This window comes from Pelagibacterium halotolerans B2 (assembly GCF_000230555.1).
GTDB classification, from domain to species: Bacteria; Pseudomonadota; Alphaproteobacteria; order Rhizobiales; family Devosiaceae; genus Pelagibacterium; species Pelagibacterium halotolerans.
This window is the reverse complement of the sequence record NC_016078.1, coordinates 2,387,741-2,403,342: the sequence shown is the minus strand read 5'-3', so window position 1 is coordinate 2,403,342 and position 15,602 is coordinate 2,387,741. Positions and strand designations below refer to the sequence as shown.

The following is a 15,602-nucleotide window of genomic DNA, read 5'->3' as shown; positions in this document are numbered from 1 at the left end:
TCAAATTTCAAAGCACTTTACTGTGCAAGTGGACGAGGGCAACGCCAAGTTTGGCGTGGCTCCTTCTATTGGTGTTGGGCGGCTCGCCGATCGGGCAATGCATCCCAGTTGACCGCCGCCGTGGCAAGGGCGTTGCTCGGCGCCATATCAAAGGCGGCTCGATTGCCGATGGAGTAAAACAGCATCAGCCGCCCGCCGATTATGCGGAAAATCTGGGGATTGCCGTCGGAAAGATGCCCGCGGGCCATGGCCATTGCGCAATGCCCGCCGAATATCGGAGCATAGATTTCAGGGTTTGCCGCAAATATGTCTCTGTTGGCGGCCGAGACGAAGTACCAGGTGACCCCGTTCCATTCCAACTCGTTGACAGGTGTGCCCTGCAGGGCGGTATTTTCTGTGAAATAGGCCACGGGGTCGAAACCCGACAGGGCCACGCCGGTCAGGGCGTTGGTGATAATGGACTTTTCCTGCGCGGGCGCCGCCGAGCCAAGGCACAGCGCGAGAAAAAGCAGGCAGAAAGTCGTGTAAGACTTTGTAAGGGTTAAGATTTGTTTACCTATTTGCCGCATTATCGCTCAATGAACCGCTATGCTGTGGGGGCGGGCCGGTCGATCCTAGCGCAGGGCCGTTTGGTCTTGGTTAACCGGCACGCATATCGCGAATTTTTACGCGCGAAGTGGGAGCATATATTTTGATGATGAATCGCTTCTTGGCAGCACTGGTTCTCTGTATGGGCCTCGTCCTGGGCGCCGCTCCGGCGAGTGCGCAGCAGGGGTCGCTGTCGGACACCTATTCGAGCGACGAAATTCTCAATGCAGGACATCAGTTCTTCGGGTCCGTTGCCCAGGGACTGGCGTCGGTGATCGAACAGGCGTTCGAGCAGTACGGTCAACCCAACGCCTATATTCTGGGTCAGGAAGGCGGCGGTGCACTGTTCATCGGCGCCAAATATGGCGACGGGACAATGTACACCCGCAATGCCGGCACACATCAGGTGTTCTGGCAGGGCCCGAGCCTGGGGCTTAACATCGGGGCCGATGGCAGCCGGGTGATGATGCTCGTTTACAATCTGCCTTCGGTGGAATCGATCTATGACCGCTATCCGGGCGTTGAAGGTTCGATCTTTGCGGTCGGCGGCATCGGCATGACCGCGCTCAAGCTCAACGATGTCTATGTGGTGCCGATCAGCTCGGGTGTGGGCCTGCGGGCCGGGGTGGCCGTGGGGTATCTCAATTTCACGCGCGAACCGACCTGGAACCCATTCTGATCCCAGCCAGTTGTGACAGCATGAGGGTTGTCCGGCTTCATGTCACAGCTGTGAGATGACGCCCCGGATTTGATCGAGTAAGATTACCTGCAACAGATTGTGGCGCCGGGGGCCTACCGGCGGCATTTCAGGGCAGGGCTTCCCGCCAGGGGAGAGGCGTATGGTCATTGAGAATGCGATGTATTTCACGCTTGGCTTCCTGGCGGCGGCGTTGCTGGCCATTGCCATAGGCCCTGCATTCTGGCGTCGCGCCGTGCGACTGACCAAACGCCGGATTGAAGCGGCGACGCCGGTCACACTTGCCGAATTCCGCGCCGACAAGGACAAGTTGCGGGCGGAATTTGCGATCACCCTGCGCAAGCATCAGCTCAAGATCGATGCGCTGCGCAACCAGATTTCCGGGAATGTCGTGGCGCTGGATGCCGCGATGACCGAACTGGCGGCGCTTCGCACCGAGCGCGACGAGCAGTACGCGGCCATCGGATCGCTCCAGACCCGCGAACAGGAACTTGTGGCCCGTATCCGCGATATCGAGCGCGATTCTGCGGCGCTTGCCGCGCGGCTGCGTCAGGCGGATGTGGACTATTCCGATATCGATCCTGACCTGATGCCCGATGCGGGCGAGGCGGTTACGGCCGAGCAATTGACCGGTGACTATCGCGCCGATGTCGAGGATCTGCTCACCGCTCTCAATATCGAGCGCCAGCGCAACGGATATCTCGAAGACCAGACCCGCATGCTGCTGGCACGGCTGGAAAAGAAGAAAAAGAGCGGCCTCAAGGACGAGGCGATCGCCATGTTGCGCGATACGCTGTCCCAGAACGATCCCGAAAGCGAGGCGCGCGTCGAGCTAAGACGTGCCGAAGCACGGATTTCGGGGGCGGAAAGCCGGCTCAATGCGTTGCTGACCGAATCGGCGGCGGATGGACAGGAAACGCAGGCAGACGGATCCGGACGGCTGCTGGCTGAAGACTTTTCCCAGGCCGAGCAAAGCGAATTGCTCAAGTCCTCGGTCGTCGGGCTCGAGGAGGCCATCATGAAAGACTGGGACACCGAGCGGTTCGACGCCGCACAGCTTCGCTCGCGCCTGGAAACCATAGCCTCGGATGTGTCGAGGTTGGTCTATGCGGGCGATGCGGAAGACAGCCCAGCGCTCACCGAGAGTCTTTTCGACAAGGTCCGCAAGTTCGCCGCCGACAGCCTCGATGTCGAGGAACTCGATCCCAGGGAGCAGGGTTCGAGCGGTGGTGCGGTATCGGACCGTATGGCGGCGCTGCGCGATCGGGCGGCCCAGTAGGTTTCATTCCACGGCCGGTCGAAATACCGGTACGATATTCCCCTTCGACAAACGGGGACGGTATTTCCAGACCTTGGCGTTCGCCCGCGGTAGGCGTAGATTTTGCCTAATACTTATGCATCGCGGTTATTTCGCGGTCACTGACTACGAGGCAAATCATGTCATCCTCCACTTCTCAATCGGTGGGACGCGGACGCAAAGGTCCACTCTATACCAATTTCGGCTTCCAGGTCCTGCTGGCGCTGGTTGTCGGCCTGCTGCTGGGGCTGATCGCCCGGCAGATGGGGCCGACCGATGCCGGCCCAAACTGGCTGGTGCAGACGCTTTCGACCGTCGGGTCGAGTTTCGTGCAACTGCTCCGCACTATCGTGCCGGTGCTGATCTTTACGGCCATCGTGGCTTCGATCGCCAATCTGCGCGAACTTAACAATGCGGCGCGGCTGGTCTGGCAAACCCTGTTGTGGTTCGCCATCACGGCGCTGATTGCCGTGCTTATCGGGATTGCGCTGGGACTCATCATTCAGCCCGGGCTCAACACGGCGGTGACCGATGCGGCCGCCCGCGCGCCTTCACGTTCGGGTTCCTGGCTCGATTTCCTGACCGGTCTCATCCCGTCCAACATCCTGGGCCTTCAGGCCTCGACGCGCGTCAGCGATGGCGGTGCGTCCACCAGCCTGAACTTCAACGTGCTGCAAATCCTCGTGATTTCCATCGCTGTAGGTGTCGCAGCGCTCAAGGTGGGCGATGCGGCCAAGCCGTTCCTCGAGTTCAACCGCTCGTTCCTGAAAGTCATCCACAAGCTGTTGTGGTGGATCATCCGGCTGACCCCGATCGCAACCGTTGGCCTACTGGGCAATGCCGTGGCGGTCTATGGCTGGGACACGCTGGCCCAGCTCGGCTGGTACGCGGCGGCGATCTATATCGGGCTGGCGATCGTGTTGCTGATTGTTTATCCGACGCTGCTTTCGGTCCACGGGCTCAATCCGATCCGGTATTTCCAGGGCGCATGGCCGGCCATCCAGTTTGCATTCGTTTCGCGTTCGTCGGTGGGCACCATGCCGATCACAGAGCGGGTCACCGAGAAAAATCTCGGTGTGCCGCGTGAGTATGCGAGCTTTGCCGTTCCCCTCGGCTCGACCACCAAGATGGATGGATGTGCTTCGATCTATCCGGCCATCTCGGCGATTTTCGTGGCGCAGTTCTTCGGTATCCAACTCGGATTGCAGGAATATCTGCTGATTGTCTTTGTGGCGGTTATCGGTTCGGCGGCGACGGCGGGCCTGACGGGGGCGACCGTGATGCTCACGCTTACCCTTTCGACGCTGGGCCTGCCGCTGGAAGGCGTAGGTCTGCTGCTGGCGATCGACCCCATCCTCGATATGGGCCGCACAGCGGTCAACGTCGCGGGACAAGCGCTGGTGCCGACCATCGTGGCCAAGCGGCAGGGCATCCTCGATCAGGGAGTCTATGACACCGTCGAGCACATCGAGGTGCTCGATACGGCGCCCGCTCCGGCCGCCGCTCAATAATGACAAGGGGGCTCCGGCCCCCTTTTTCTTATGTGCGTCTCTCTTGGACCAATCGCGCGATGAAATCGATCTTTTCAACGATGGGACCGGACAGGACGAAGGGGTAGGCGTCGGGAAGGCCCATCGAGCGGTTGAGCTCGTTGAGCATGACGCTGACACCCACCCAGGCTTCGGTCAGGTGTTGGGTGTCGGTCGTTCGATAGGGATCGAAATCCACATCGGTGGACAGTTCGCCGGATTGGTCGCGCATTGGTTCGGTGGATACTCCAAGGCTGCGCGCCGTTTCGAGGGTGTCGACGATGTGGAGGTAGTGTGCCCAGGTTTCGGCGAAATCCTCCCAGGGGTGAGCGCTGGCATAGGAGGAGACGAAGCGCTGGGGCCAGTCGGATGGGGCACCGTTGGCGTAGTGAATTGTGAGCGCTTCATTGTAATCGGCGGCATCATTGCCGAACACAGCGCGGCAGCGCTCTAGCCAATCGGTGCCGCTGACCAAAAGGTCCCAATAGTAATGGGCGGTCTCGTGCCGAAAATGGCCGAGCAGGGTGCGATAGGGCTCGCCCATTTCGGTCCGGCGTTTTTCACGCTCGGCGTCGTCGGCTTCGGCCAGGGCGATGGTGATGACGCCCTTGTTGTGGCCGGTCATCACCTTTTCATCGCCGGTATCGGCAAGGAAGTTGAAGGCCAGCCCGCGTTCTGCGTCCTCATCCCTGGTGATCAGCGGCAGCTTGAGGCGGATGAGGCTGTAGAACAGGCGTTTCTTCGCCCGCTCGAGGGTTTGCCAATCGGAAAGGTTGCGGGCATCGGAGATGTCGGGAACGGTCTCATTGTGACGACAGGCGGTGCAAAGGCCGCCCTGGGGCGCTATCCAGTTGCAGGCGCCGTGCTCGGCATTGGCGCAATAGGGTGCAGCGTCGGAAATGGCCACCGTGCGGTTGGCGGCCGGGTCGTAGCCGATCGCGGTGCCACACCGACCGCATGCGCTGTTGTCGAAATAGACGGTCTGGCGGCAATTGGGGCAGGTGAAAAGGCGCATTGCCGCCTCCGCTGGCGTTCGCTGCTGCAACGCCGCTGAGGGCGTGTGGTTCCCTCTGGGGCGCTAGATGCTGCCCACCGTCCGCAGCCTGATGCGGGGATGGACTTCGTTCTGGCTCATGACCACCGTCTGGGGACGGAAGCGTTCGATGATGGCGCGCACATGCGGGCGGATGTGGGGCGAGGTGATGAGGACCGGGATTTCGCCCATCTGGGCGGCGTTTTCGAACCCGTTCTGGATGCCGGCGATGAATTGCTGGAGCTTGGAGGGCGCCATGGCGAGATGGCGTTCCTCGCCTTCGCCCATCATGGCCTCGGCGAAATCGCGCTCCCAATTGGGCGACAGGGTCAAGAGCGGCAGATTGCCATCCATGCCCAGATTGGCCGCGCAGATCTGGCGGGCGAGACGGGCCCGGACATGCTCGATGATCTGGCCGGTGCTGCGGGCCGAGCCGGCGACTTCGGCAACCCCTTCGAGAATGGTCGGCAGGTCGCGGATCGAAACGCGTTCGGCCAGAAGACCCTGCAGCACGCGCTGGATGCCGGAAACGGAAATGAGCGAGGGAACGATATCCTCGACCAGTTTCTGCTGATCCTTGTCCAGGCCGGACAGGAGCGACTGGACATTGGCATAGCTCAGAAGATCTGCAGTGTTGGCCTTGAGGACCTCTGTGAGATGGGTCGAGATCACCGTCGAGGGGTCGACGATGGTCAGGCCCTGAACCTCGGCTTCATCGCGCAGCGCGGCATCGATCCAGGCCGCGGGCAGGCCGAAGGTCGGCTCGACGGTGTGCTGGCCGGGCAGGGTGATCTTGTTGCCATAGGGGTCCATGACCATGAGCTGGTTCGCATGGACCTCGCCATTGCCCGCTTCGACCTCCTTGATCTTGATCTTGTAGAGGTTGGGCTCGAGCTGCATGTTGTCGAGAATGCGCACGGCGGGCATGACAAAGCCCAATTCGGTGGCAAGCTGCCGGCGCAAAGCCTTTATCTGCTCGGTGAGCCTGTCGGTGCCAGAATCGTCTTCCTTGACGAGGCTGAGCAGGCCGTAGCCGAGTTCGAGCTTGAGTTCATCGATCTTGAGACTGTCGGTGATCGGGGCTTCGGTGGGGGCAGCGGCGATCTGGCGGGCCTGTTCCACGACCTTTTCCTGCTCGGTAACGGCCCGTGCAGCCTTCTGCTTTTTGGCCGACGTCCAGGCAAGATAACCGACGGCGCCGCCAAGAGTGACGAACGGGATGAGCGGCATGCCGGGGACCAGCGCCATGGCGAACATGACGCCCGAACTCATGCCCAATGCCACCGGATAAGACGTGAACTGGGTGCTGAGCGCCTGATTGGCCGAGCCGGAGACGCCAGCCTTTGAGACCAGGATACCGGCAGCGGTGGAAACTATGAGAGCGGGGATCTGGCTGACCAGACCATCGCCAATGGTGAGGAGCGAATAGTTCGAGCTGGCTTCCTGAAGTGTCAGGCCCATCTGCATCGTGCCGATGATGATCCCGGCGATGACATTGATGAAGGTGATGAGCAGGCCGGCGATGGCATCGCCACGCACGAATTTTGACGCGCCGTCCATGGCGCCGAAAAACGAGCTTTCGTCTTCGAGCGTCTTGCGGCGGTTCTTTGCCTCGACCTCATCGATCAGGCCCGCGGACAAATCGGCGTCGATCGCCATCTGCTTGCCGGGCATGGCATCGAGATTGAAGCGGGCGGCGACCTCGGCGATACGGCCCGAGCCCTTGGTAATGACGATGAAATTGACGATCAGAAGGATCGCAAAAACGATAACCCCGATGATGAAATTGCCGCGGGTGACGAAATTGCCGAAGGCTTCGATGACGTTGCCGGCCGCTGCCGTGCCTTCATGCCCGTCGGCGAGAATGAGGCGGGTCGAGGCGAGATTGAGCGCCAGCCGGAACATGGCCGAGACCAGCAGTACGGTCGGAAAGGCCGAAAATTCGAGCGGCGTCTGGATGAACAGCGCGGTCATCAGGATCATGACCGAAAAGACCATCGAAAAGGCCAGAAGAATATCCAGCAACACCGCCGGCATCGGGAGGATGAGGACGGCGAGGATGATTACAACGCCAACCGCCAGCCCGGCATTGGACTGGCGGATGATCTCGACGATCTCGTTGATGCGGCCCAGGGGGCCTGACGCGGTGGCGGTGGTAGGTTCGGTCATCGTCTGGCGGATGGTTCCCGATGGATTGGGAGGATGGGAGGCGGCAGCCGCCCCCACGCCGCGGCCCGGCCCATGATGGGGCGGGGCAGCCGGCGGGAGGGGCGCCGCGATTGTCATGCGGCGCTATAGCGCTGTTCGCCGGGAGCGGGGATATCCACCCCCTCATCGGCATATTGATTGAGCTTGTTGCGCAGCGTTCGGATCGAAATGCCCAGAATATTGGCAGCGTGGGTGCGGTTACCCAGACAATGGCCGAGCGTATCGATGATCAGGTCGCGCTCGACATCGGCCACTGTGCGACCCACCATCGAGCGGGACACGGCGTCGGCGGCGGCCGCCGCCTGGCTGGCCAAGGAGTGGCTGGCGACTGCATCAGAGAGACCCGTGCCATCGGGCATGCGAATGGCTTCAGGTTCGATCACATCGCCCGATGAGAGCAGCACGGCGCGGTGGAGAGTGTTCTCGAGCTCGCGGACGTTGCCCTGCCAGGGCGCGCGCAGCAATTCGTCGCGCGCTGCCTGAGAGAGGATGCGCTGGGTAAGTCCATTGGCTGCCGAATAGCGTGCGACGAAGTGCTCGGACAACGCGACGATGTCGCCGGGGCGATCGCGCAATGGTGGGAGCTTGAGATTGACGACGTTGAGGCGGAACAGCAGGTCTTCGCGGAAGCGGCCTTCTTTCACCTCGGTCAGAAGCTCCCGGTTGGACGTGGCGAGGATACGGATATTGACGGGGACGGGCTTGGTGCCGCCGACGCGGTCGATCACCCGCTCCTGAATGGCGCGCAGCAGTTTGGCCTGCAGGCGGAAATCCATTTCGGAGATTTCGTCGAGCAGGAGCGTTCCGCCATTGGCTTCCTCGAACTTGCCGATGCGGCGGGCGACGGCCCCGGTAAAGGCACCCTTTTCGTGTCCGAACAGTTCGGATTCGAGCAGGTGTTCGGGGATTGCGGCGCAATTGATGGAGATGAAAGGCCGATTGGCGCGCTTGGAGCGGGCGTGGAGATATTTGGCCATGATCTCCTTGCCGGTGCCGCTTTCCCCGGTAATCAGGACCGAGGCGTCCGAGCCGGCGATCTGATCGGCCAGTTTGACGACTTTTGCCATCGCGGGATCGCGATAGAGAAAGTCCGAACTTTCCCGCGCGACGGCGGCGATGACCGCAGCGATCAATTCGGCATCGGGGGGTAGGGGTATATATTCCTTGGCCCCGGCGCGGATGGCGTTGACCGCCGCTGCGGCATTGGTTTCGGTGCCGCAGGCGACGACCGGGATGGCAATGCGCTCGGCCTCGAGAGCGGCGATCAGGGCCGGGATATCGACCATGACGTCGACGAGCAGCAGGTCTGCGCCCTTGCCGGATCTGAGAGAAGCCATGGCAATCTCAATGGTGCCGGCATGGGCGACCTTGGCGCCACCATCCATGGCCATCTTGGAGGCCTGGCTGAGCTGTCCTTCGAGGGCGCCGATAATCAGTAAGCGCATGGGTGTGGTCTCCTTGCCGGCGGACTAAAGATTTAGCCGGCCTTGATAATTTCGGTCATGGTGACGCCGAGGCGTCCTTCAACGAGCACGATTTCGCCGCGGGCGACGAGCCGGTCGTTGACGTAGATATCGATGGCTTCGCCCACCTGGCGGTCGAGTTCGACCACGGTGCCGATGTCCATCTTCAAGAGCTTTGCCACCGGCATCCTGGTGCGTCCGAGCACCACCGAGAGGCGGACGGGAACGTCGAAGACCGCCTCAAGGTCGGCGGCGGTCTTTTCGTCATTGCCGGTATCGTCCTGGTCGACCTCTGCGAGCATCTCTTCAAACGAGATCCCGTCGGGAACGGTCTGGATGTCGTCGTCACCATTGGCCATGGATCAGTCTCCCTGCTCGGCGCCACGCGCCGCCAGATAGGCGGAGACGCGGGTGTTGATTTCGTTGGATATTGCGTTGATGTCGCGCACGAGGCCACCGTCCGCCCATTCGACCCTGCCGTCGCCCATGCGGATTTCGGGGTCGCCCAGTACGATGAGGCGACCGGACAATCCCGAAACCTTCATGCGCTCCTCGGCGATGGCCTTGATGGCATCGCAAAGATCGGGGTGGCAGCGGATGACCAGATGCGGGGCGGCTTCGAGCGAGGCCACGCATTCATGCAACAGCGCGGCAAGTTCAGCCTGGGGTTCGCGTGCGATCAGATGCGCGGCAAGCTTGCGACCAACCGTGGCAGCAAGGCCGACGGACTGCGCCAGATGGCGCTTTTCGTAATCCTGGATGGTTTGAACCATTCCGGCGACCTGGCTGGCGAGCTTTTCCGCCGATTTCGCAAGTGTTGCTGCCGACTGGGCCTGAGCGCCGGACTGCCCCTCGGCAAGGCCGCGGTTGTAACCTTCCTGGCGCGCCGCGGCGACGATCCGATCGAATTCGGCTTCGGGCAGGACCTTGTTGGCAGGCGGCTTGTGCGCGAGGTCGAGATCGAAGGTGAATTTGTGCGCGACGCTCACAGGATCATCTCCTCATCGGCCTTGCCCTTGTTGATGACGATCTCGCCGCGCGCAGCGAGGTCCTTTGCGGTGTTGACCAGGCGGGACTGGGCTTCGTCGACATCCTTGAGACGCACAGCGCCCATGGCCTCCATGTCGTCACGCATCATGCCGGCGGCGCGGGTAGACATGTTGGCAAAGAAAAATTCGCGTGCCGCATCCGAGGCCCCTTTCAGCGCCAGCGCCAACTCCTTCTTGTCGAAGTTCTGCAGCAGGGTCTGGATGGCGGCCGATTCAAGGCGAGTGAGGTCGTCGAAGGTGAACATGAGGGCCTTGATGCGCTCGGCGCTGTCGCGGCTGAGATCTTCGAGCGCCGTCATGAAGCGCGCTTCGGTCTGGCGGTCGAAGGCATTGAAGATATCGGCCATCTGTTCGTGGCTGTCTCGCCGCTGGGTGTGGCTGAGCGTCGACATGAATTCGGTGCGCAGGGTGGATTCGATCTTTTCGAGGATTTCCTTTTGCACCGGATCGATCGAAAGCATGCGCTGGACAACGTCGAGCGCCAGTTCCTCTGGCAGCACCGAGAGCACGCGCGAAGCATGATCGGGGGAAATCTTGGTCAGGACCACGGCTATGGTCTGGGGGTATTCGTTCTTGAGATAGCTTGCGAGGATATCTTCCTGAACGTTTGAAAGCTTTTCCCAGATGTTGCGCCCGGCAGGCCCCCGGATTTCCTCCATGATCTGTTCGACGCGATCCTGGGGCAAAAAGGACAGCAAAAGCCGTTCGGTGGTGTCGGAATTGCCGGCCATCGTGCCCGTCGAGGAGACGCCCATTATGAATTCGGCGAGCAGTTCGTCGAGCATCTGCTGGGTGATGGGACCAAGGCGTACCATGGCGCGCGAGAGCACGCGGATTTCGATTTCGTCGAGTTCTTCAAGGATTGGGCGACCGAAATCGGGGCCGAGCGCCAAAAGCAGCGCCGCAGCCTTTTCATCACCGCGCATCTGGCGCTGGGTGGCATCCTCACCGACCTGGAGGCCCTTGGCGACGCCGGCGTTCAGTGGTGCATTGGGTTCAGTCAGCGCCATGATAAGTCCTACGCCGCCTCGCTCAGCCAGTCACGGATGATAAGCGAAGCCTGTTTGGGGCTTTCCTCAACCAGTTCGCCGACCATCTTGAGGGCCTTGACCTGGGATTCGCCGAGCGATTTCGCCGTTTCCAGCCACGCTTCGGTCGCGGCCTCGCGGGCGCGGGCGGCGGCCATGGGATCTTCCTGCGGTTCCTGATATTCGGCAGGTACGCTCGCGGCCTCGGGCAGCGCCAGCGGCTGCGGTTCGGGCGTCAGAACCTTCTTGACCAGCGGGCGCATGACGAACAGTACGAGGGCGAGTGCGATCAGCAGGGTTACGGCCATCTCGGCGAATTTCATGAGATCGTCGCGGCTGAACTCGAAGAGGCCCGGTTCGGCGGTTCCCGCCTCGATGCCGGGGCGTTCGGCGAATTGCATGTTGACGACTTCGATCTGATCTCCACGATCGGCGTCATAGCCCATCGCGGTGCGCACAAGTGCGGTTATCTGATCGAGTTCGGCCTGTGGGCGTGGTTCGTAGATCGCGTTGCCGGCCGCATCGTAAGTATAGACGCCATCCACAACCACAGCGACCGACATGCGTTTGATCGATCCGGCCTCGGTAACCTGGGTTTCGGTGGTCGAGGAGATTTCGTAGTTCATCGTTTCCTCGAGCGAAGTCGAGGAGCTCTGGGTTCCGCCTTCGCCACCCTGCTCGGTCGCGCCCGGCAGTTCATTGGCAACGGTCACCTGCCCAGCGCCACCGGGGCCACTGGATTGGTCACCGGTTTCGACGGTCTGTGCAGACCGGACGACCTGCCCATCGGGATCGAAGGTTTCCGAAGTGCGTGTGGACCGGTTGAGATCGAGTTCTGCCGAGACCTGTACACGGGCCCGACCGAGGCCGACGACGGATGCCAGCAATTCCTCGAGCCGCGAGCGCATGCGGGTTTCAACGCCCAGGGTGCGTTCTTCCACCGCCTGGGCGGTGATCGAAACTTCACCTTCTCCCGAACCCGAAGCCAGCAGCGAACCGGCACTGTCCACGATCGAAACAGCGTTGGGCGACAGGCCCTCGATGGCCGAGGCTACCAGATGCTGGACGGCGCGGATTTCGCCCGCTGAGAGCTGGCCACGGACGGTCAGAACGATGGAGGCCGAAGGCTCCTGGATGTCGCGGCGGAACAGTTCGCGTTCGGGCAGCACAAGATGCACCCGCGCGCTCTGGACCCGGCTCAGCCCGCCGATGGTGCGAGCGAGTTCGCCTTCAAGGGCGCGAATGTGGTTGATGTTCTGAACAAAGCTTGTGGCCCCGAGCGTCGACTGGTTGTCGAAGATTTCGTAGCCGACCTGGCCGCGGGCGGGCAGTCCATCCTGGGCAAGCGACATGCGGATGGTGGTGATCTGGTCGCGGGGTACCAGAAGCGTCGCGCCCTCGTTGCGGATTTCGTAGGGAATGCCCATGCCGCCCAGCTCGGCGATGATGGCGGCGGAATCGTCAAATTCGAGATTGGTGTAGAGGGGGGCGAGCTGGGGAGTCGTCGAGCGGATCATGATGAAGGCAAAAAAACCCAGTATCATCACGGCAACCACGGCCATGGCGGCTATGCGCGCCACGCCGAGCTTGCTCAGCAGTTCCCCCAATTGATTCACGCAGCACCCTCAGCCTAGTCGTTAGCTTTCTTGGCGCAACCCAAGCAGTTGTGCCTTGGAATACGGCGTAAAACAAATCACCGAGCCCCACTGGGCAAAATATGCCTAGCGTATGGTAAACAAGGTGTTAACCAACTCTCGCACAATGCAAAAAGGGGCATTTTTTGCCGGTTCAGGGTTGGTGAAACGTCAAGGCAATGCACAAAACCCGCCACGATGATCGTGGCGGGTTTTGATGTTGAAGGCATGAAGACGTGTGCTGAACGCCGGCGTTCAGCCTTCCCGATAGTGCTGGATCCAGGTGGTCCGCAGCCCGGCAAGACCATGCTTGTCGATGGCGGCCTGCCAGTTGAGGAATTCATCGACGCTCAGGGTATAGCGCTCACAAGCCTCCTCGAGACTCAAGAGCCCACCGCGAACGGCAGCGACGACCTCAGCCTTGCGGCGGATGACCCAGCGCTTCGTATTCGGAGGCGGCAGGTCGGCAATGGTCAGCGGGCTGCCATCGGGACCTATCACGTATTTCACGCGCGGACGCATTTGGACGGTCATTTTACTCTCTACTCAACCTGACCATAACCAGCGCTCACACTAGCGCGGGTGGCTTAAAATTTGGCTAAGCGGAAACTTACAACCGGTTAAGAGAGCATGCAGAATGCGACGGCAAAACGCATGCCGTCACCGGGCGTAGTGAGTAAATTCAATGGGATAGGAGATTGTGCCTTTAGGCCGCTTCCTGCTCGGCCTCGGGTTCTTCCGACTCGGAGCCGGTCGCATGGACCGCAGAGATCGAAGACAGTGGGATGCGCAGATCGCCGATAAGGATGTATGGCTCGGAGCCGCTGACATCCACGCCCTCGACGACGCCCTGCATCTCGGTGGTGACCGGAACATATTGTCCATCGGCGTCACGCGCGTCGATCGTGATGGTGAACTGGCCGGAGGTCAGCTTCGTTCCGGTCGAGGTCGTGCCATCCCAGACAATCTGGTCGGTGCCTGCCGCGAGAGACAGGTTTTCCGTATAGACCACGTTGCCGCTGGAGTCCTTGATGGTGACGTTGGTATTTTCGGCTGCGGCATCGACGCGATAAACCCAGTTGGCCACACCATCGATAAGGTCGGTTGTCGCCCCCGATGCGGTAACCGTCTTGCCCACATAACTTACGGCCTGGGCGTTTGTCGAATTCTGCGAGGACTGCATCATCGCCTCAAGGAACTCGTTGGTCTTGAGTTGTTGCTCGACCGAGGTGAATTGAACCAATTGCTGGGTGAACTGGTTGGTATCGAGCGGCTCGAGCGGGTTCTGGTTCTTGAGCTGGGTCGTCAGAAGCTGCAGGAAAGTGTCGAAATTGTCAGCAATTGTCTTGCGGCTGGTGCCAAGATCGGAACTCGATGTGGTTGAGGTGCCTGAGACGGAATCGACCATTGCTTGGTTTCCTTATACCCAGAGGTTGACGGCATCGAGCCGTGCGTAGCCGGTTCGGTCGGGCAGGGCGGCAGCGGCCTGCGATGGCGGCGATGCTGTGTCGAGAATGCTCATGCGCCAGGGCAGGCGCTCGGTGTCGTTGCCGTCATTGCCGCTGCCTTGTTGGCCGAGCGAAAATTCCAGTTCGGTTTTGGCGGCATTCAGTCCCGCCTCGGATAGCGCGCGTTCGAGCGCGCGCTGATCGCGCTGAAGCAGATCGAGCGTTTCGCTGCGCTCAACGGCGAGGCGGGCAACCACATTGCCCGAATTGTCCATCTCCATGCGCACATCGATGCGGCCCAATTCTGGCGGATTGAGCCGGATTTCGAAGCGGTTGATGCCGTTCTGGACATGGCGGGAGATTTCGGCCGCGATATGGGGCAGGTTGATCTGCGCCTCGGGGCGTTGATAAAGCACAGCCTCGGGGCGGGCCGATGCGTTGGGGGCAGATACGGAGGGCTGGGGCTGACCGGTCTGGACGGTGAGACCGTCGGGTGTTTCAAGGCTTTCCTGGGGGGCCGTCGCAGCCGGACCACCGGCTGCACCACCTTGTTGTGGCGCCGACCTTGCTTCGCTTCCTGGTGCTGGTCGAGAGTTCTGCTCCCCCTGAACCAGGCTGCGTTCGGAACTGCCGGAGGTGTCGGTCTTCTGGTTGCCAGCGGACGCATTGTCGCTCGGGTCGGGCTCACCGGATTGCGCGGCGATGACACCGGCGGGGTTGAGACGGGTTTCGCTTTCGACATGCTTGATGGCCACGACTGCCTGGGACCGTTCATCGGCCACGGCGCTCTGGATTGTCGCCACATGGCCATCCAGGGACCTGGCGATTTCGGTCAACCGAGCGGCGATCTCGGGCGCTTCATCGCGCAGCTTTTCGGCAAGCTTTGTCGACAACGCCGCGAGCTTGTCGAGCGACCCAAGCCCTTCCTCGACATCCAGTCCGAGTTCTGCTGCCACTTCCGCAAGGGCGGACAATTGCGGCGAACCGGGCGGAGGCAGGGGAGCGCCCTGATCGAGCAGGGATTCGATACCGGCAAGAAGGTTTTCAAGCTCGTCGAGTTCGGTCTCGTCGAGAGGCTCGCCGTCCTCGAGCTTACCCGAGAGCGTTGCCAGCTTTTCGAGGAGCGCGGACAATTGTGTTCCCAACTCCCCAGCCAACTCGCTTCCCGCCAAAGGGTTGGTGGTGGGGACGGATGGAGCCGGTGATGGTCCGATCCGACCGGTGGCTTCTGTGCCGGCCAGGGAGCCGAGGGCGACGAGGCTTGAAAAATCGATTGCGCCGCCAGCCTGGATCGCTGCCCCCTGTTTGGTGGGGACTGCGGCGGGGACGGGTCTCGCTCCGATGCTAATCGCGTTGGTCACTTGGTTTGAACTCTTGTGCGCACAAATTGTCGATCAACGCGTTGCAAAAGAGATGCCAGTCGGCCGTTTCCTGTATTTTCCTTTTAAATCAGCTACTTGGGTGATGTTAAATTGGGTATCCTTTGGTTGGGGCGGCAGGTTTGGCCGGGCAAGCGGCAAAAAGTGCCGCCCCGCGTTGCGATCCGCGCCGCAAGGGCGTAAAAGCTGCCCATTGTGCCGGATGGGAAATCCCTCCGGTTTGTCCGCTGGCCCTTGACCCCAACCGGA

At 61.2% G+C, this 15,602-nt stretch carries 14 protein-coding genes; 3 read left to right on the top strand and 11 right to left on the bottom strand.

The annotated features are described in order from the left end of the window. Window positions 1-65: 65 nt before the first annotated feature. Window positions 66-569, bottom strand: a complete 504-nt coding sequence (locus tag KKY_RS11730; RefSeq protein WP_014131569.1) for a YHS domain-containing (seleno)protein — start codon at window positions 567-569, stop codon at window positions 66-68. Window positions 570-694: 125 nt separating this feature from the next. Here KKY_RS11730 and KKY_RS11725 point away from each other — a divergent pair, with 125 nt between their 5' ends. The 3 genes from KKY_RS11725 to KKY_RS11715 all read left to right on the top strand — a co-directional run bounded on the left by KKY_RS11725 (window position 695) and on the right by KKY_RS11715 (window position 4,093). Continuing rightward, on the top strand, window positions 695-1,267 hold the full coding sequence (locus KKY_RS11725; RefSeq protein WP_050811698.1) for a DUF1134 domain-containing protein: 573 nt from the start codon (window positions 695-697) through the stop codon (window positions 1,265-1,267). A 160-nt stretch (window positions 1,268-1,427) separates the two neighbouring features. Beyond that, entirely contained in the window at window positions 1,428-2,564 is a 1,137-nt protein-coding gene (locus KKY_RS11720; RefSeq protein ID WP_014131567.1) for a coiled-coil domain-containing protein, read from the top strand. A 158-nt stretch (window positions 2,565-2,722) separates the two neighbouring features. Next, window positions 2,723-4,093, top strand: coding sequence for a dicarboxylate/amino acid:cation symporter (locus KKY_RS11715; protein WP_014131566.1), 1,371 nt, complete (start codon window positions 2,723-2,725; stop codon window positions 4,091-4,093). Between the two features lie 28 nt (window positions 4,094-4,121). Here KKY_RS11715 and KKY_RS11710 read toward each other — a convergent pair whose 3' ends face one another. The 10 genes from KKY_RS11710 to KKY_RS19630 form a co-directional block, all read right to left on the bottom strand. After that, complete coding sequence (locus KKY_RS11710; RefSeq protein WP_014131565.1) at window positions 4,122-5,126, bottom strand: zinc-binding metallopeptidase family protein; 1,005 nt, start codon at window positions 5,124-5,126, stop codon at window positions 4,122-4,124. Between the two features lie 63 nt (window positions 5,127-5,189). Continuing rightward, on the bottom strand, window positions 5,190-7,313 hold the full coding sequence (gene flhA, locus KKY_RS11705; protein ID WP_041529371.1) for a flagellar biosynthesis protein FlhA: 2,124 nt from the start codon (window positions 7,311-7,313) through the stop codon (window positions 5,190-5,192). 113 nt (window positions 7,314-7,426) lie between these two features. Further along, complete coding sequence (gene flbD, locus KKY_RS11700) at window positions 7,427-8,797, bottom strand: sigma-54-dependent transcriptional regulator FlbD (protein ID WP_014131563.1); 1,371 nt, start codon at window positions 8,795-8,797, stop codon at window positions 7,427-7,429. A 32-nt stretch (window positions 8,798-8,829) separates the two neighbouring features. Continuing rightward, entirely contained in the window at window positions 8,830-9,117 is a 288-nt protein-coding gene (gene fliN / locus KKY_RS11695; protein WP_050811813.1) for a flagellar motor switch protein FliN, read from the bottom strand. 60 nt (window positions 9,118-9,177) lie between these two features. Continuing rightward, window positions 9,178-9,804, bottom strand: a complete 627-nt coding sequence (locus tag KKY_RS11690) for a FliH/SctL family protein (RefSeq protein WP_014131561.1) — start codon at window positions 9,802-9,804, stop codon at window positions 9,178-9,180. Then, on the bottom strand, window positions 9,801-10,874 hold the full coding sequence (gene fliG / locus KKY_RS11685) for a flagellar motor switch protein FliG (RefSeq protein ID WP_014131560.1): 1,074 nt from the start codon (window positions 10,872-10,874) through the stop codon (window positions 9,801-9,803). The genes KKY_RS11690 and fliG overlap by 4 nt, the downstream gene beginning before the upstream one ends. 8 nt (window positions 10,875-10,882) lie before the next feature. Next, the gene (gene fliF / locus KKY_RS11680; protein ID WP_014131559.1) at window positions 10,883-12,508 is read right to left on the bottom strand and encodes a flagellar basal-body MS-ring/collar protein FliF; all 1,626 of its coding nucleotides are present in this window, start codon (window positions 12,506-12,508) and stop codon (window positions 10,883-10,885) included. A gap of 273 nt (window positions 12,509-12,781) precedes the next feature. Further along, a complete protein-coding gene (gene sciP / locus KKY_RS11675) occupies window positions 12,782-13,060 on the bottom strand; it encodes a CtrA inhibitor SciP (protein ID WP_014131558.1) in 279 nt (92 codons plus the stop codon). A gap of 172 nt (window positions 13,061-13,232) precedes the next feature. Next, complete coding sequence (locus KKY_RS11670) at window positions 13,233-13,934, bottom strand: flagellar hook assembly protein FlgD (RefSeq protein ID WP_014131557.1); 702 nt, start codon at window positions 13,932-13,934, stop codon at window positions 13,233-13,235. 12 nt (window positions 13,935-13,946) lie between these two features. After that, on the bottom strand, window positions 13,947-15,335 hold the full coding sequence (locus KKY_RS19630; RefSeq protein WP_158308070.1) for a flagellar hook-length control protein FliK: 1,389 nt from the start codon (window positions 15,333-15,335) through the stop codon (window positions 13,947-13,949). Between the last annotated feature and the right edge of the window lie 267 nt (window positions 15,336-15,602).